This window comes from Achromobacter seleniivolatilans (assembly GCF_030864005.1).
Lineage (GTDB): Bacteria > Pseudomonadota > Gammaproteobacteria > Burkholderiales > Burkholderiaceae_B > Achromobacter > Achromobacter seleniivolatilans.
The window spans coordinates 3,349,300-3,365,604 of the sequence record NZ_CP132976.1 but is presented as its reverse complement, the minus strand read 5'-3'; the positions used below and the strand labels follow the sequence as shown (position 1 = coordinate 3,365,604).

At 61.9% G+C, this 16,305-nt stretch carries 14 protein-coding genes; 12 read left to right on the top strand and 2 right to left on the bottom strand.

Annotation, left to right across the window (positions count from 1 at the left end):
* Nucleotides 1-16 precede the first annotated feature (16 nt).
* On the top strand, nt 17-715 hold the full coding sequence (locus tag RAS12_RS15140; protein ID WP_306935308.1) for a CoA transferase subunit A: 699 nt from the start codon (nt 17-19) through the stop codon (nt 713-715).
* A gap of 12 nt (nt 716-727) precedes the next feature.
* A complete protein-coding gene (locus RAS12_RS15135; protein ID WP_306935307.1) occupies nt 728-1,381 on the top strand; it encodes a CoA transferase subunit B in 654 nt (217 codons plus the stop codon).
* Between the two features lie 53 nt (nt 1,382-1,434).
* On the opposite strand, the gene RAS12_RS15130 is transcribed toward RAS12_RS15135, so the two are convergent.
* The gene (locus tag RAS12_RS15130) at nt 1,435-1,893 is read right to left on the bottom strand and encodes a GNAT family N-acetyltransferase (protein ID WP_306935304.1); all 459 of its coding nucleotides are present in this window, start codon (nt 1,891-1,893) and stop codon (nt 1,435-1,437) included.
* Between the two features lie 185 nt (nt 1,894-2,078).
* Between RAS12_RS15130 and RAS12_RS15125 the strand changes: the two genes are divergently transcribed.
* From RAS12_RS15125 to RAS12_RS15085, 9 genes are all read left to right on the top strand, one after another.
* Nucleotides 2,079-2,954: a MurR/RpiR family transcriptional regulator gene (locus RAS12_RS15125; protein ID WP_306935302.1), complete on the top strand. Its 876-nt coding sequence runs from the start codon at nt 2,079-2,081 to the stop codon at nt 2,952-2,954.
* Nucleotides 2,951-3,931, top strand: a complete 981-nt coding sequence (locus tag RAS12_RS15120) for an isoaspartyl peptidase/L-asparaginase family protein (RefSeq protein ID WP_306935300.1) — start codon at nt 2,951-2,953, stop codon at nt 3,929-3,931. Before RAS12_RS15125 ends, RAS12_RS15120 begins: the two co-directional genes overlap by 4 nt.
* Nucleotides 3,932-3,974: 43 nt before the next feature.
* Nucleotides 3,975-5,861 (top strand): dipeptide ABC transporter ATP-binding protein, encoded by a 1,887-nt coding sequence (locus RAS12_RS15115; RefSeq protein WP_306935297.1) that lies wholly within the window; start codon nt 3,975-3,977, stop codon nt 5,859-5,861.
* A gap of 67 nt (nt 5,862-5,928) precedes the next feature.
* Nucleotides 5,929-7,482 carry a glutathione ABC transporter substrate-binding protein GsiB gene (gene gsiB / locus RAS12_RS15110; RefSeq protein ID WP_306935295.1) on the top strand — a complete coding sequence of 518 codons (1,554 nt, stop codon included), beginning with the start codon at nt 5,929-5,931 and terminating at the stop codon, nt 7,480-7,482.
* A gap of 89 nt (nt 7,483-7,571) precedes the next feature.
* Nucleotides 7,572-8,492, top strand: coding sequence for a glutathione ABC transporter permease GsiC (gene gsiC, locus RAS12_RS15105; protein ID WP_306935293.1), 921 nt, complete (start codon nt 7,572-7,574; stop codon nt 8,490-8,492).
* Between the two features lie 7 nt (nt 8,493-8,499).
* The gene (gene gsiD, locus RAS12_RS15100) at nt 8,500-9,399 is read left to right on the top strand and encodes a glutathione ABC transporter permease GsiD (protein ID WP_306935291.1); all 900 of its coding nucleotides are present in this window, start codon (nt 8,500-8,502) and stop codon (nt 9,397-9,399) included.
* Nucleotides 9,400-9,518: 119 nt separating this feature from the next.
* Complete coding sequence (locus RAS12_RS15095) at nt 9,519-10,613, top strand: DmpA family aminopeptidase (RefSeq protein WP_306935289.1); 1,095 nt, start codon at nt 9,519-9,521, stop codon at nt 10,611-10,613.
* A gap of 20 nt (nt 10,614-10,633) precedes the next feature.
* Nucleotides 10,634-11,452: a M55 family metallopeptidase gene (locus RAS12_RS15090; RefSeq protein ID WP_306935287.1), complete on the top strand. Its 819-nt coding sequence runs from the start codon at nt 10,634-10,636 to the stop codon at nt 11,450-11,452.
* Between the two features lie 14 nt (nt 11,453-11,466).
* Nucleotides 11,467-13,257: an aminopeptidase P family protein gene (locus tag RAS12_RS15085; protein ID WP_306935285.1), complete on the top strand. Its 1,791-nt coding sequence runs from the start codon at nt 11,467-11,469 to the stop codon at nt 13,255-13,257.
* A gap of 113 nt (nt 13,258-13,370) precedes the next feature.
* Here RAS12_RS15085 and RAS12_RS15080 read toward each other — a convergent pair whose 3' ends face one another.
* The gene (locus tag RAS12_RS15080; RefSeq protein WP_306935282.1) at nt 13,371-14,312 is read right to left on the bottom strand and encodes a hypothetical protein; all 942 of its coding nucleotides are present in this window, start codon (nt 14,310-14,312) and stop codon (nt 13,371-13,373) included.
* Nucleotides 14,313-14,587: 275 nt separating this feature from the next.
* Between RAS12_RS15080 and pyrG the strand changes: the two genes are divergently transcribed.
* Nucleotides 14,588-16,240 (top strand): CTP synthase, encoded by a 1,653-nt coding sequence (gene pyrG / locus RAS12_RS15075; protein WP_306935280.1) that lies wholly within the window; start codon nt 14,588-14,590, stop codon nt 16,238-16,240.
* Nucleotides 16,241-16,305 lie beyond the last annotated feature (65 nt).

Here is a 16,305-nt window from a genome sequence, read left to right as displayed (position 1 = left end):
ACTAGGAGTTGGAGCGATGGACAAGGTTTTTGCAAGCGCCCAGGAGGCGCTGGCAGGCATCGTCAAGGACGGTCAGATGATCGCCGTGGGCGGTTTCGGCCTCTGCGGTATTCCCGAAGCCCTGATCGCAGCGCTGCGCGATTCGGGCGTCAAAGATCTCACTTGCATCAGCAACAATGCGGGCGTCGATGGTTTTGGATTGGGCCAACTGCTCAATACGCGCCAGGTCCGCAAGATGATCGCGTCCTACGTGGGCGAGAACAAGGAATTCGAACGCCAGTTCCTGTCGGGCGAGCTCGAACTTGAATTCACCCCCCAAGGCACGCTGGCCGAGAAGCTGCGCGCTGGCGGCGCTGGCATCCCCGCGTTCTTCACGCGCACCGGCGTGGGCACCATCGTGGCTGACGGCAAGGAAATCCGTGAGTTCGACGGACAGCAATACGTGATGGAGCGTTCGCTGGTGCCGGACGTGTCGCTGGTCAAGGCGCATATCGCCGACCGCAGCGGCAATTTGGTGTTCCGCAAGACGGCGCGCAACTTCAATCCGAACGTTGCCATGGCCGGCAAGTTCACCGTGGTCGAAGTCGAAGAGATCGTTGACACCGGCACGCTGGACCCCGATCAGGTCCACCTGCCTGGCATCTATGTGCAGCGGATCGTGTTGAACACGACGCCGGAAAAGCGCATCGAACAACGCACCACTCGCCCGGCCTAAGGAGAAGACGACATGGCATGGTCCCGCGATGAAATGGCGGCACGCGCAGCGCGCGAGCTGCAAGACGGTTTTTATGTAAACCTGGGTATCGGCCTGCCGACCCTGGTGGCCAACCACGTGCCCAAGGGTGTCGAGGTCTGGCTGCAATCCGAGAACGGCCTGTTGGGCATTGGCCCGTTCCCCACCGATGACGAAGTCGACGCTGATCTGATCAACGCCGGCAAGCAGACGGTGACGACGTTGCCTGGCTCGTCGATCTTCTCGTCCGCAGATTCGTTCGCGATGATCCGCGGCGGCAAGATCAACCTGGCCATCCTGGGCGCGATGCAGGTGTCCGAAACGGGCGATCTGGCCAACTGGATGATTCCGGGCAAGATGGTCAAGGGCATGGGCGGCGCGATGGACCTGGTGGCCGGTGTTGGCCGCGTCGTGGTCCTGATGGAACACGTGGCCAAGAAGAAAGACGGCACGGAAGACATCAAATTGCTGCCCGAGTGTAATCTGCCGCTGACCGGCGTGGGCGTGGTCGATCTGATCATCACCGACCTGGGCGTGATGGAAGTCACTGAAAACGGCTTGAAGCTGCTGGAAACGGCGCCTGGCGTGACGGTGGACGAAATCCAGTCCAAGACGCTGGCCAAACTGGATGTGTCGGCGGTCAAATAATCCGCCTGATGCCGCAGTAAACGAAACGCCCCGCAAGGGGCGTTTTTTTATGCTCAAGCGGATTCTTGCAGCAGCATCCCCACATGCGGGATGCCGTCTTCGATGTATTCCTCGGTGACGGGCACAAAGCCGTGACCGGCGTAATAGTTCTTCAGCCGTGCCTGCGCGCCCAGATAGACGGGCTGGCCCGGCCAGATGCGCTCTGCTTGAGCTTTGACGCGGCGCATCAGCTCGTGGCCCATACCGGTGCCGCGGGCCGGGGGCGCCGTGATCACGCGGCCGATGATGGCCTGGCCTTCGTTCAACGCCGGCTCCAGCAAGCGGCAATACGCCATCAGCGCGCCATCTTGCCAAGCCATCAGATGCTCGGTCTGGCCCTGGAGGTCTTTGCCATCCATGTCCAGAAATACACAATTCTGTTCTACAACAAAGACTTCCGAGCGTAGCCGCAAGATGGCGTAGAGCTCGGCGGGGGTCAATTCAGCGTGGGGTTTACAGATCCAGACAGGCATACGGCGGTTCCAGAAAGCGATGGAAATTTAGCGCCGGTAAGCGTACCGCAAAGCGATCCTGGAAATTTCCAGGACTGTTACATAAATTCACGGGTATACCCTTAGTATGAAAATGAATTTTCTTATCTAAAATTTGCGTGTAAACAGATTTACATAATTGTTCGATAGCAACCCCTCAAAAATCGATGAACAAAGCCACTCTTACGATCGCGGATCGGATCGCCCGGGCCCAGCCTGCGCTGAGCCGGACGCAGCACAAGATGGCTGAGTACGTGCTGGCGCATCAATTCCGCGCCGCTACCATGACCATCGATGAGTTCGCGGCCGCTGTGGGGGTGTCGGTCGCTACCGCGAATCGCTTCGCGCGCGCCCTGGACCTGCCCGGCTATCCGCAATTCCGCGCTGAACTTGCACGTGGCTTTGAAGCCGCGCTGGAGCCCGTTGAAAAGCTGCGTACCGAACTGGCGCACTCCGCCAGCGCCGTCCAGATCTTTGCTGCCACGCTGGAAGAAGACGTCCGCAACGCACAGCGCAACCTGCAATCGCTGGATTCCGCCGCCTGTGAGCAGGCGGTGGCAGCGATCCTGGCTGCGGACCGCGTTTTCATCATTGGCTTTGGAGCCAGCGGCTTTCTGGCCGGTCTGCTGCAACGCGGGCTGTGTATGCATCTGCACTCGGTCGAGTCGCTTGCGGGCCCTGGCGGCGTGTCGCACGCCGCGCGCCAGATGTCGCGCATGACCTCCAAAGATCTGGTGATCGCGATCGGCTTTCCCCGTTATCTGGCTGACACTGTGACGCTGGCCCGCGCCGCCCAACAGGCTGGCGTGCCGGTCCTGGTGCTGACCGACAAACCCACGTCTCCGCTTGCGCCCACGGCTTCCGTGGTGTTGTACGCATTTTCCGCGCGTCAGCTGATCCCTAATTCCGAGACCGCTGCGCTGGGGCTGATTGAAGCCTTGTCCGCCGCCGTGGCCTATCGGGCAAAGAATTCCGTTGCGGCCGCAGCTGGGGTAACCCAGTCCGTGATGCCGTGGCTCATCCATGGAGTAGGTAAACGATGATTCAACCCGTGATCGCTATCCACGGTGGCGCTGGCGCGATGTCCCGCGCGGCCATGTCGCCCGAGAAAGAACAGGAATACCTGGCAGCGCTGAATTCCATCCTGACCGCCGGCCAAGCCGTGCTGGCCAATGGCGGCAGCGCGCTGGATGCAGTGACTGAAGCGGTTCGCCTGCTGGAAGATTGCCCCTTGTTCAACGCGGGCCACGGCGCGGTTTTCACCAGCGCCGGCACCCACGAGCTGGACGCCTCCATCATGGACGGCGCCACGCTGCGTTCGGGCGCCATCGCCAACGTGAATTGCGTACGCAATCCGATCTTTGCTGCGCGCAAAGTCATGGAAAACAGCAAGCACGTCTTCTTCGTGGGTGAGGGCGCTGAAGCTTTCGCCCGCCAGGAAGGGCTGGAAATTGTGGACCCGTCCTATTTTTCGACCGAAGCGCGCCGCGAACAACTGCTGCGTGTGCAGCGTGAAACGCCTGACGCTGCCGTGCTGGATCATGATGGCCAAGCCCTGGTTGCACGCGGTCAGCCCGCACCGGCAGACCCACTGGACGCCGACAAGAAGTTCGGCACTGTGGGCGCGGTGGCCGTCGATGCGCAGGGCAATCTGGCCGCTGCCACGTCCACCGGCGGCATCACCAATAAGCAAGTCGGCCGCGTCGGCGATGCGCCGATGATTGGCGCCGGCACCTATGCCAGCAACAAGACCTGCGCGGTCTCCACGACTGGTACCGGCGAGATGTTCATTCGCATGGTTGCGGCTTACGATGTGGCGGCGCAAATGGAATATTGCGGCGCGTCGCTGGAAGCCGCGGCGGATCGCGTTGTGATGGAAAAACTGCCCACCATCGGCGGCAAGGGCGGCCTGATCGCCGTTGACGCCCAGGGCAATGTGGCCTTGCCGTTCAACACGGAAGGCATGTATCGGGGTTACGCCCGCGTAGGCGAAAAGCCGGTTACCGCAATTTATCGTTAAGCGGCAACGGGTTCGTTTTTTCAGTATTTGGGGAATGAGAAAGATGGTTGATCGCGCAAACAGCCTGGCGCTGCCGGAAAACCGCGTGGTCCAGGTCGACGACCTGACGGTGCGCTTCGTAGGTTCGGAGCGCACGGTTGAAGCCGTGCGCAACTTGTCGTTCCATGTGGATCGGGGTGAAACCCTGGCCATCGTGGGCGAATCAGGTTCGGGCAAGTCGGTAACGTCGCTGGCACTCATGCGTCTGGTGGAACATGGCGGCGGCCGCATCGCCCAGGGCAGCATGGCCCTGCGCCGGCGCAATGGCTCCGTGATCGACCTGGTCGGTTCCAGCCAGCGCGTCATGCGCAATGTGCGGGGCGCGGACATGGCCATGATCTTCCAGGAGCCTATGACTTCCTTGAATCCGGTGTTCACGGCCGGCGACCAGATCGCCGAATCGATCCGTCAGCACCAGGGCAAGGATGCTTCGGCCGCACGCGCTGAAGCGCTGCGTATGCTGGAACAAGTGCGCATTCCGGAAGCCAAGTCCGTGCTGGACCGCTATCCGCATCAATTGTCGGGCGGCATGCGCCAACGCGTCATGATCGCCATGGCGCTGGCCTGCAAGCCCGCGCTGCTGATCGCTGACGAGCCGACCACCGCGCTGGACGTCACCATCCAGGCGCAGATTCTGCAACTGATCCGTCAGTTGCAGGAAGAAATGCACATGGGCGTGGTGTTCATCACCCACGACATGGGCGTGGTTGCCGAAGTGGCTGACCGCGTGCTGGTCATGTATCGCGGCGACAAGGTCGAAGAAGGCCCGTCCGAACAAGTGTTCTCGGCGCCGAACCACACCTACACGAAGGCGCTGCTGTCGGCCGTGCCGAAGCTGGGCGCGATGCAAGGCACCGATCTGCCTGCGCGCTTCCCGCTTCTGCAAGTGGACGGTCAGGCCCAGCCGGTTGCCGAACCTGGCATTACCAGCACGCAGGAAGTGCCGGCGGCAAAGCGTGAACCGATTTTGAGCGTGCGCAATCTGGTCACCCGCTTCGATCTGCGCGGCGGCATCTTGAGCCGCGTGCAGCGCCGCGTGCACGCCGTGGAACAGGTCAGCTTTGATCTGTATCCGGGCGAAACGCTGTCGCTGGTGGGCGAGTCGGGTTGCGGCAAGTCCACCACCGGCCGGTCGCTGCTGCGTCTGGTGGATAGCCAGAGCGGCGAGATCGAGTTTGGCGGCCGCGACATCGTGCGCCTGAAAAACACCGAGCTGCAATCCTTGCGACGCGACATCCAGTTCGTGTTCCAGGACCCGTTTGCGTCGCTGGACCCGCGCGTGACCGTCGGCTTCTCCATCATGGAGCCGCTGCTGGTGCATGGCGTGGCCAAGGGCCGCGATGCTGAACGACGTGTGTCCGAACTGTTGGAACGCGTGGGTATGCCGCCGGAAATGGCGCAGCGTTATCCGCATGAGTTCTCGGGCGGCCAGCGCCAGCGCATCTGCATTGCGCGCGCGCTTGCCTTAAATCCGAAGGTCGTGATTGCGGATGAGTCGGTGTCGGCGCTGGACGTGTCGATTCAGGCGCAGATCGTCAACCTGTTGATCGATCTTCAGCGCGACATGGGCATCTCGTTCCTGTTCATCTCGCACGATATGGCCGTTGTTGAACGCGTCAGCCATCGCGTGGCCGTGATGTACCTGGGCCAGATCGTCGAGATCGGCCCGCGCCGCGCGATTTTCGAGAACCCGCAGCACCCGTACACCAAGAAGCTGATGTCGGCCGTGCCGATCGCCGATCCGGCGCGCCGCCACATGAAGCGCACCTTGTTGTCCGACGAAATTCCCAGCCCGATCCGCAAGCTGGGCGACGACCCGGTGGTGCTACCACTGGTGCAAGTAGGCACGGATCATTTTGTAGCCCGCCACCCTGTCGGCGGAGCGTATTGAGAGTCTTTGTTGACTTTGTTTTTCTTCCACCAAACCCCCTAATTCCAATTTGGAACCAGGAGTTGCAATGATGAAAGTTCTGCGCCCCACCAAGCTGATGGCCGCTGCCGCGGTGGCCTTCGGTGTGCTCACTTCGCCGTTGGCGCATGCTGCCAAGGACGTGACGTTTGCCGTCTCCATCGCACTGGAAACGCTTGATCCCTACAACACCAACAGCACGCTGAACCAAGCAGCCGGCAAGGCCTACTACGAAGGCCTGTTCGAGTTCGACAAGGATCTGAAGATCCAGAAGGTTCTGGCTACCGACTACACCGTCAGCGAAGACGGCCTGGTCTACACGTTCAAGCTGCGTCCCGGCGTGAAGTTCCACGACGGCACCGATTTCAACGCTGAAGCGGTCAAGATCAACTTCGATCGTCCGGCCAACCCGGAAAACCGCCTGTCGCGCTACATCCAGTTCAGCGTCATCGACAAGACCGAAGTGGTTGATCCGCAGACCATCAAGATCACGTTGAAGAAGCCGTTCTCGGCCTTCATCAACGCGCTGGCCCACCCGGCCGCCATGATGATCTCGCCCGCAGCCCTGGCCAAGTACGGCAAGGAAATCGGCTTCCACCCCGTGGGTACCGGTCCCTTCGAATTCGTCGAATGGAAGCCGGCTGAATACCTGAAGGTCAAGAAGTTCGACGGCTACTGGAAGAAGGGTTACCCGAAGGTCGACACGCTGACCTTCCGTACCGTGACCGACAACAACACCCGCGCCGCCGTGGTGCAAACGGGCGAGGCGCAGTTCGCCTTCCCGGTGCCGTTCGAACAAGCCGCCGTGCTGTCCAAGAACGACAAGCTGGACGTGGTCGATCACAAGAACTCGATCATGGCCCGCTACCTGTCGATGAACACGCAGCAAAAGCCGTTCGACAACGTCAAGGTGCGTGAAGCCATCAACTACGCCATCAACAAGGAAGCCCTGGCCAAGGTCGCTTTCTCGGGCTACGCCACCGTCGTTGACGGCGTCGTGCCGCAAGGCGTGGATTTCGCACACAAGACGGGCCCGTGGCCCTACGACATCAAGAAGGCCAAGGCGCTGTTGGCTGAAGCCGGTTACCCCAATGGCTTTGAAAGCCAGCTGTGGTCGGCCTATAACGACGGCACTTCGGTGAAGGTCGTTCAGTTCCTGCAACAGCAGCTGTCGCAAGTCGGCATCAAGGTGTCGGTGGAAGTGCTGGAATCGGGTCAACGCGTGCAGCGCGTCCAACAGGTGCAAAAGCCTGAGGACGCCAAGGTCCGCATGTACTACGCCGGCTGGTCGTCTTCGACCGGTGAAGCCGATTGGGGCCTGCGTCCGTTGCTGACCACCGCCGCTTTCCCGCCGGTGCTGAACAACGTGTCGTACTACTCGAACAAGTCGGTGGATGACGGCATTCAGCAAGCGCTGGCCACGACCGACCGCGCCAAGAAGACCGAAATCTACAAGGACATTCAGGAAACCATCTGGAAGGACGCCCCGTGGGCCTTCCTGGTGACCCAGAACAACTTGTACGTGAAGTCGAAGAACCTGTCGGGCGTGTACGTGGAACCGGACACCTCGTTCTGGTTCGGCGACATCGACCTGAAGCAGTAATCCAAGCAGTAACTCTCAGGGCCTCGCGGCCCTTGTAAGGCCACATACGGCGGGGGCACGGTGTCCCCGCCGATGTTGCAGGAATTTCAATGCTGACCTACATCGTCAAACGTCTTTTGGGCATGATTCCCACGCTGCTGCTGGTAGCTGTGGTTGTGTTCCTGTTTGTGCACATGCTTCCGGGCGACCCGGCACGACTGGCCGCAGGCCAGGAAGCCGACCAGCAAACGGTTGAGCTGGTGCGCAAGGAACTGGGACTGGATCTGCCGCTGCCGCAGCAATTCGTGCGCTACTTCAGCCATATGCTGCAAGGCGACCTGGGTACGTCTTTGCGTACCAAGCGCCCCGTCTCGACCGAGATTTCGGACCGCTTCATGCCCACCATGTGGCTGACGCTCGCCAGTATGGCGTGGTCAGTGACCTTTGGCATGATCATCGGGATCGTGTCGGCGGTGTGGCGCAATCGCTGGCCCGACCGTCTTGGCATGACGCTGGCGGTGTCAGGCATCTCTTTCCCTGCCTTTGCGCTGGGGATGATGCTGATGCAGGTGTTCTCCGTGAATCTGGGCTGGCTGCCAACCGTTGGCGCCTCGACCTGGCAACACTACATATTGCCCTCCATCACGCTGGGCGCTGCGGTGGCTGCCGTGATGGCGCGCTTCACCCGCGCATCGTTCGTGGAAGTGATTCAGGAAGACTTTGTGCGGACTGCCCGCGCCAAGGGCCTGACCGAGCGCCGCGTTGTGATCAAACACGCGTTGCGTAACGCGCTGATTCCCGTCGTGACCATGATGGGCTTGCAGTTCGGCTTCTTGCTGGGCGGCTCGATCGTGGTCGAGACCGTGTTCAACTGGCCCGGCCTTGGCCGTCTGCTGGTGGACGCCGTGACCCAGCGCGACTATCCGGTGATCCAGGGCCTGGTGCTGCTGTTCTCGCTGGAATTCATCCTTATCAACCTGATTGTCGACGTGCTCTACGGCGTCATCAATCCCAGCATCCGTTATAAGTGAGGCGGCCATGAGCAATACGACACCCGCCACCACCATTGCCGCCGTTCCCAAGAACGACGTGCGCACACCCGCCACCGAGTTCTGGCGCAAATTCAAGAAGCAGAAGCTGGCTCTGGGCGCCGGCATGTTTGTCCTGCTGCTGGTCGTGGTCGCGGTCTTTGCACCGTGGATCGTGCCGTTCGATGCCGAAAACTTTTTCGACTACGACGCCTTGAACGCCAGCCCGTCCCTGACCCACTGGCTGGGCGTGGACTCGCTGGGCCGCGACATCTTCAGCCGCATCCTCATGGGCGCGCGCATTTCGCTGGCGGCAGGTTTCCTGTCGGTCGCCATGGGCGCAGTCGTCGGCACCTTTATGGGCTTGATGGCTGGCTACTACGAAGGCTGGTGGGAACGCATCACGATGCGCGTCTCCGATGTGCTGCTGGCTTTCCCCGGCATGTTGCTGGCGATCGGCGTGGTGGCCATCCTGGGTTCCAGCATGATCAACGTGATCGTGGCCGTTGCCGTGTTCAGCGTGCCGGCGTTTGCCCGCCTGGTGCGCGGCAACACCCTGTCGATCAAGCAGATGACCTATGTTGAAGCGGTCAAGAGCGTGGGCGCGTCCGACTGGACGATCATCATGCGCCACATCCTGCCCGGCACGATCTCGCCGATCGTGGTGTACGGCACGATGCGTATCGGCACGTCGATCATCACCGCAGCCAGCCTGTCGTTCCTGGGCATGGGCGCATCGCCTCCCACGCCGGAATGGGGCGCCATGCTGAACGAGGCGCGGGCCGACATGGTGATTGCTCCTCACGTGGCGATCTTCCCGGCACTGGCGATCTTCCTGACGGTGCTGGCGTTTAACCTGCTTGGCGACGGCTTGCGCGACGCGCTCGATCCCAAGATCGATCGCAAGTAGTTCCCTTGTGCCTGGTAGCTAACCCCGTCAGGGGTGCGGCGAGGGGGCTGATTCTTCCCGCCGCCGTCCTCTTGGGCGGCGGCGTTTTGCATTAAGGAGCGTGGCGACACGCGGCAATCATGGACAAACAAGCGCTGGATTTTCCCCGCATCGGCGTGCTGCCGCCGGGGCCGCTGGATACGATCTGCGACGTCGGCAACGTGACGGTCGGGCACTGCACGCTGGCTGACGGCGCGCAGCAAACCGGCGTGACCGTCGTGCGGCCGCATGGCGGTGATCCCTTTCTGGACAAGGTGCCTGCCGCGGCTACCGTGCTGAACGGTTTTGGCAAAAGCACAGGCCTGATCCAGGTGCAGGAGCTGGGCGTGCTGGAAACGCCGATTGCGCTGACCAACACGTTTGGCGTGGGCACGGTGGCCAACGCTCAGATCCGCCACGCGGTCGCGGCCAACCCCGGCATCGGCCGAGCCATGGCTACCGTGAATCCGCTGGTGTTTGAATGCAATGACGGCTATTTGAACGACATTCAGGCGCTGGCCGTGCAGGAATCGCACTATGCGGACGCGCTGGCCGGGGCCGGCAAGACATTCCCGCAAGGCGCCGTGGGTGCGGGGCGCGGCATGTCGTGTTTTTCGTTCAAGGGCGGTATCGGGTCGGCGTCCCGCGTGGCGTCCATCCAGCCCGGCTTGCGCTACACCGTCGGCGCGCTGGTGTTGTCCAACTTTGGCCGCTTGCCCAATCTGACTGTGGCAGGCCGTCCGTTTGGCCGCCGGCTGGCAGATCAGTTGGACCAGGGGTTGGCGGGTCAGGGCGAAAACGCCGTGATCGTGCCCGAGAAAGGCTCCATTATTTTGCTGCTGGCCACCGATGCTCCGCTGGACTCGCGCCAGTTGCGCCGCTTGTCGCTGCGCGCGGGAGCGGGCCTGGCGCGCACTGGGTCGGTATTCGGCCATGGCAGCGGCGATATCGCGCTGGCATTTTCCACCGCCTATACGGTGCCGCAATTGGCCGAACAACCGATGCCCGCCGTGGCTATGCTGCATGAAACCCGTATTGATCCCCTGTTTGAAGCGGCTGCGGAAGCCTGCGAACAGGCCATTATTTCCGCGCTCTGGCATGCCGATGGCGTGACGGGGCGCGACGGTCACCATCGCGCCGCTATCCGCGACGCCGCGCCGCAATGGCGGCAATGGCTGTCCGATACTGCATTCTGAATTCATCCAAGGCTGATCCCATGAAGATCCTGATTTCCACCGATATCGAAGGCGTCGCCGGCGTCTTCCACCCCGAACAAGTTCGCGCCGGTAACGGCGAATACGAGCGCGCCCGCGCCTGGATGACCGCCGAGGCCAACGCGGCCGTGCTGGGCGCCATCGCTGGCGGCGCTGAAGAAATTCTCGTCAACGATTCGCATGGCGGGTTTCGCAACCTGCTGCCCGACGGTCTGGACGAGCGCGCTCGCCTGGTGCTGGGCAAGCCGCGCTACCTGGGCATGATGGGTGGCCTGGAAGAGGGCTGCGACGCGGTTTTCATGATCGGCTACCACTCGCGTTCGCAAGGCCGCGGCATCCTGGCGCACACGATCAACAGTTTTGCGTTTGCCCGCATCTTTATCAACGGCATGGAACTTGGCGAAGCGGGCCTGTATGGCGCGCTGGCAGGTGAAATGGGCGTGCCGGTTATTTTGGGCACCGGCGACGACGTGTTCATCGCCGAAACGCGTGACACCTTCCCGGGCGCCGAATGGGTGCAGACCAAGGTGGCCCACGGCCAGGGCAGCGGCATCACCTTATCGCCCGCCGCTTCACGCCGCGCCATCACGGCGGCAGCCGAAACCGCCGTACGCAATATCAAAAAAGCCATTCCTTTCCGCATTCCCGCCCCTATAGAATGCCGGTTGCAGACGCAGAGTGCGGCCTTGGCCGATCTGTTCTGCATGTGGCCCACGCTGGAACGCGTGGACGGCGTCACCTTGCGATTCACCACGGATAGCATGCAGTCGGCCGTCCGTACGTTGAACAGCCTGGCCGCTATGTCTTTCATGTTGCGCTAAGGATTCCATCCCCCATGTCTAGCACCGATACCCGTATCGCCCAATTGCGGCAGGCCATGAGCCGCCGCGGTCTGTCCGCCTACATCGTTCCTTCTTCGGACCCGCATCTGTCCGAATACCTGCCGGCGCGCTGGCAGGGGCGGCGCTGGCTGTCGGGTTTTACGGGATCGGTGGGCACGCTGGTCGTCACGGCCGATTTCGCCGGGCTTTGGGTCGATAGCCGCTACTGGGTGCAGGCCGAAGCCCAACTGGCTGGCACGGGCGTGCAGCTGATGAAGATCGCCTTGGCGTCCACGCCGGGCCATGTGGACTGGCTGGCTGCCAACACCCGTGCAGGCGACGTCATCGGCGTTGACGGCCAGGTGCTGGGCCTGGGCGCATTCCGCGCCTTGTCGGCGGCTGCCGCAACGTCTGGCGCCACGCTGGAAATCCGCGAAGACTTGCTGGATGAAGTCTGGGAAGACCGCGCCGGGCTGCCCGACGCCAAAATCTATGAACATGTGGCGCCCGAGGCCTGCGTGTCTCGCGCCGACAAGCTGGCCCAAGTGCGGCAAGCCATGCGTGCGCAAGGCGCTGACGTGCATTTCATCTGCACGGTGGACGACATCGCCTGGCTGCTGAATCTGCGCGGCGCGGATGTGGACTACAACCCGGTGTTTGTTGGGCATGCGCTGATCGGCCTGGACCACGCCACGCTGTTCGTGGCGGACGGCAAGGTTGATGACGCGTTGCGCGCCACTTTGGCGGCCGATGGCGTTGAAGTCGCGGCTTACACCCAAGCCGCCGATGCGCTGGCATCGCTGGAATTGGATCAGAAGCTGTTGATCGACCCCGCTCGCGTAACCTGCGGTGTGTTCCACGGCATGAATCCGGAAGTGCCGCGCATCGAAGCCATCAACCCGTCCACCTTGCTGAAATCGCGCAAGACCGACGCTGAACTGGCCCATGTGCGGCTGGCTATGGCGCAGGACGGCGCGGCGCTCTGTGAGTTCTTTTCCTGGTTTGAAGGCGCGCTGGGTAAGGACACGATCACCGAGCTGACCATAGACGAACAGATCACCGCCGCCCGCGCGCGCCGGCCTGCCTACGTCTGCCCCAGCTTTGCCACCATTGCCGGCTTCAACGCCAACGGCGCGATGCCGCATTACCGCGCCACGCCCGAATCGCACGCCACCATCGAAGGCGACGGCCTGTTGCTGATCGACTCGGGCGGCCAATACTTGGGCGGCACGACGGATATCACCCGTGTGGTCGCGGTGGGCACGCCCAGCGCCGATCAGAAAGTGGACTTCACGCTGGTGCTCAAGGGCATGATCGCGCTGTCGCGCGCATCGTTCCCGCGCGGCACGCCCTCACCGATGCTGGACGCGATTGCGCGGGCGCCCATCTGGGAAGGCGGCGCCGAATACGGCCATGGCACGGGCCATGGCGTCGGGTATTTCCTGAACGTGCATGAAGGCCCGCAAGTGATCTCGTACCGGGCCATGCCGGGTCCGCACACGGCCATGGAGCCGGGCATGATCACATCCAACGAACCTGGCATCTATCGTCCGGGCCGTTGGGGCGTGCGCATCGAGAACCTGGTGGCCAACCGCAGCTGGCTGACGTCCGAATTGGGCGAATTCCTGTGCTTTGAAACGCTGACCCTGTGCCCGATCGATACCCGCTGCATCGAGGCGTCGCTGATGCGCGCTGACGAAATTGCGTGGCTGAACGACTATCACCAAACGGTGCTGGAACGCCTGTCGCCGCTCGTTGAAGGTGAAGCGCTGGCCTGGCTGCAACGCCGCACGACGGCGATCTGAACGCTTAGTTTGGGGTGCGCGGGGGCTTGATAAGCAAGCCCCCAGCACGTCGCTGGATACGTGCGGCGCGCAATATTCCGTACAAAATCGCTCGCGCTTGACCCAATTTTCGCCTATTCATCCACCCGGTTGCGGTACAACGCCCACCGTCCAATCGCGCAGCCCAACGCCAGCAGCGCGCCATAAATCAGCAGGGTGACGGCCGCTGCCATGTTCGATTCGACGGCGCGGCCCAATTGGCTCCACGTCATTGATCGAATGGCCAGTACGCCCAAACCGATTCCCAGCGCCTGCGCGACCCAGAACGTGATCGTGCCGTGCGCCACCGCGCGGCCGCTTCCTGCTGTGCCAATCTGACGTGGCAGTATTTTCAGGCAGACCAGGGCGCTCAAGGCCAGCACTACAGCGGGCAGAACCAGATATCCCAGCACGTATTGCAGCCAGCCTGCACTTAACGTTTGCAGTTGCAGGTAACCGCCCAGCGCGATGGAAACGTTCAGTTGCCAGGCCAGTACGGTCAGTCCTGCGATCCACGCCGCGTGGCGCTGTACGTAGACAGGTCGGACAGCAGGTCCGGAGGGCTGTACCGTCCAGGCGGCAATGCGCACAACCACCCACGCGCCAAGAATATCAACCACGATATTCAACGCCTTGAGGAGCAGGCTCAGGGCCAGCATGTGGTGTATACCGCTGGCGCCTAGCCATGCGCTCACGCTCATCCGGTGGCTAAGGACGTAATCCATCATCTTGTTCTGCAAGATGGCAGAACCGGCCGAGGCAGCCAGAGTGAAAAGCAGCAACAGCGCGATGAAGGTGCCGTACAGCTTGCGCGGTTCGTCCACGGCGGCGGTGTTGTGGCGCGCCAGCCAGCGGTGCATGGCGATCCAAACCGTCAACCCGGCAATGAGCGATGACGAGATCATGTTGACGACCATCGGCATCAGGAATTGGGGTAACAAATATCGGTCGCGCAGTTGCTCAAGCCACGGCGTTGCGGTCAACGCATAACCTTGAATCAGCACCCCATAGGCCAGATGCAAGAACGCTGCGGTCAAGGCCAGACGCCAGGCAAGCGAGGAGGGGGAGCGCGCGGAATCGTTCATCGGCTGGGAGCGGCAATCAGGAAATGTTGAGAAAAAACAGCAGGTAAAAATAGGGAACGAACATATCACGGGGTAACCGATGACACGGCTACGGGCAAACTGTCCGCACATTTCTAGTGCTGCCAAATGTTACGCGTCATCGCTAGGGGAAAACCCAAATAACCTTCGCCTCCCGGCTATAATCCAAATTTCCCGCACGCGCCCGCTCGTCCCGGGTGCTCATAACGATGACCAAATACGTATTTGTCACCGGCGGTGTGGTGTCTTCCCTGGGCAAGGGCATCGCCGCTGCGTCGCTCGCCGCCATTCTTGAGTCGCGTGGTTTGCAGGTAACCATGCTGAAGCTCGACCCCTACATCAACGTTGATCCGGGCACGATGAGCCCGTTCCAGCATGGTGAAGTGTTCGTCACGGAAGACGGCGCCGAAACCGATCTGGATCTTGGCCACTACGAGCGGTTTATTTCCGCTCGCATGCACAAGGTGAACAACTTCACCACCGGCCAGATCTACGAATCCGTGCTGCGCAAAGAGCGCCGTGGCGATTACCTGGGCAAGACTGTCCAGGTGATCCCGCACATCACGAACGAAATCCAGGACTTCATCGCCCGTGGCGCCGAAGCCGGCTGGAATGGCAACACCGATGTCGCCATCGTTGAAATTGGCGGCACCGTGGGTGACATCGAGTCCCTGCCGTTCCTGGAAGCTGCACGTCAGATGAGCCTGCGCATGGGCCGCAACAACGCGGCCTTCGTGCACCTGACGCTGGTGCCCTTCATCGCCTCGGCTGGCGAACTGAAGACCAAGCCCACGCAGCATTCCGTGCAGAAGCTGCGCGAAATCGGCATCTACCCGAACGCGCTGCTGTGCCGTGCCGACCGTCCCATTCCGGACGACGAGCGCGCCAAGATCTCGATGTTCTCCAACGTGCCTCTGGACGCGGTCATTTCCGTCTGGGACGCTGATTCGATCTACAAGATTCCCGCCATGCTGCACAAGCAAGGCGTGGACAACATCGTCTGCGAAGCGCTGGGCCTGACCCCGCCGCCGGCCGATCTGTCCATGTGGGACAACCTGGTCGAAGCCCTGGAACATCCCCAGCATCACCTGACGATCGGCATGGTCGGCAAGTACGTCGATCTGACCGAATCGTACAAGTCGCTGACCGAAGCGCTGGTTCACGCCGGCATCCACACGCGCTCGAAGATCAACATCGAGTACATCGACTCGGAAGACATCGAAACGCGTGGCACCGATCAGTTGAAGCACCTGGACGCCATTCTGGTGCCTGGCGGCTTTGGCAAGCGTGGCACCGAAGGCAAGATTGCCGCCATCCGCTACGCCCGTGAAAACGGCGTGCCGTATCTGGGCATCTGCCTGGGTATGCAACTGGCTGTCATCGAGTTCGCGCGCCACGTCGCGGGTCTGGGCGGCGCCAACAGCACGGAATTCGATCCGTCGGCACCGCACCCCGTGGTGGCATTGATCACCGAGTGGATGGACCGCGAAGGCAAGGTCGAAAAGCGCGACAACTCGTCCGACCTGGGCGGCACCATGCGCAAGGGCGCGCAACGTGTGCCAATCAAGGCCGGCACCCGTGCGCAGACCATCTATGGCGACGAAGTGAACGAGCGTCACCGTCACCGCTACGAGGTCAACAACGTCTACGTGCCGCGCCTGGAAGAGGCTGGCATGGTGATCAGCGCCCGCACGCCTAGCGAGAACCTGCCGGAAATGATGGAATTGCCTGACCACCCGTGGTTTGTGGGCGTCCAGTTCCACCCGGAGTTCACTTCCACGCCGCGTGATGGCCACCCGTTGTTCTCCAGCTATATCCGCGCCGCCATCGAGCAGAAGTCTCGCCGCGGTCAGGACGCGTAATGCGCTTCTGCGGTCTCGAGCTCCGTCATCGGATCCTCGGGGCCGCAGGCCGTTGCCTTAGCGCC

Excerpts from the sequence above, each read along its gene's own strand:
- RAS12_RS15140 (WP_306935308.1), top strand. The coding sequence starts at position 17 with ATGGACAAGGTTTTTGCAAGCGCCCAGGAGGCGCTGGCAGGCATCGTC.
- RAS12_RS15135 (WP_306935307.1), top strand. The coding sequence starts at position 728 with ATGGCATGGTCCCGCGATGAAATGGCGGCACGCGCAGCGCGCGAGCTG.
- RAS12_RS15130 (WP_306935304.1), bottom strand. The coding sequence starts at position 1,893 with ATGCCTGTCTGGATCTGTAAACCCCACGCTGAATTGACCCCCGCCGAG.
- RAS12_RS15125 (WP_306935302.1), top strand. The coding sequence starts at position 2,079 with ATGAACAAAGCCACTCTTACGATCGCGGATCGGATCGCCCGGGCCCAG.
- RAS12_RS15120 (WP_306935300.1), top strand. The coding sequence starts at position 2,951 with ATGATTCAACCCGTGATCGCTATCCACGGTGGCGCTGGCGCGATGTCC.
- RAS12_RS15115 (WP_306935297.1), top strand. The coding sequence starts at position 3,975 with ATGGTTGATCGCGCAAACAGCCTGGCGCTGCCGGAAAACCGCGTGGTC.
- gsiB (WP_306935295.1), top strand. The coding sequence starts at position 5,929 with ATGATGAAAGTTCTGCGCCCCACCAAGCTGATGGCCGCTGCCGCGGTG.
- gsiC (WP_306935293.1), top strand. The coding sequence starts at position 7,572 with ATGCTGACCTACATCGTCAAACGTCTTTTGGGCATGATTCCCACGCTG.
- gsiD (WP_306935291.1), top strand. The coding sequence starts at position 8,500 with ATGAGCAATACGACACCCGCCACCACCATTGCCGCCGTTCCCAAGAAC.
- RAS12_RS15095 (WP_306935289.1), top strand. The coding sequence starts at position 9,519 with ATGGACAAACAAGCGCTGGATTTTCCCCGCATCGGCGTGCTGCCGCCG.
- RAS12_RS15090 (WP_306935287.1), top strand. The coding sequence starts at position 10,634 with ATGAAGATCCTGATTTCCACCGATATCGAAGGCGTCGCCGGCGTCTTC.
- RAS12_RS15085 (WP_306935285.1), top strand. The coding sequence starts at position 11,467 with ATGTCTAGCACCGATACCCGTATCGCCCAATTGCGGCAGGCCATGAGC.
- pyrG (WP_306935280.1), top strand. The coding sequence starts at position 14,588 with ATGACCAAATACGTATTTGTCACCGGCGGTGTGGTGTCTTCCCTGGGC.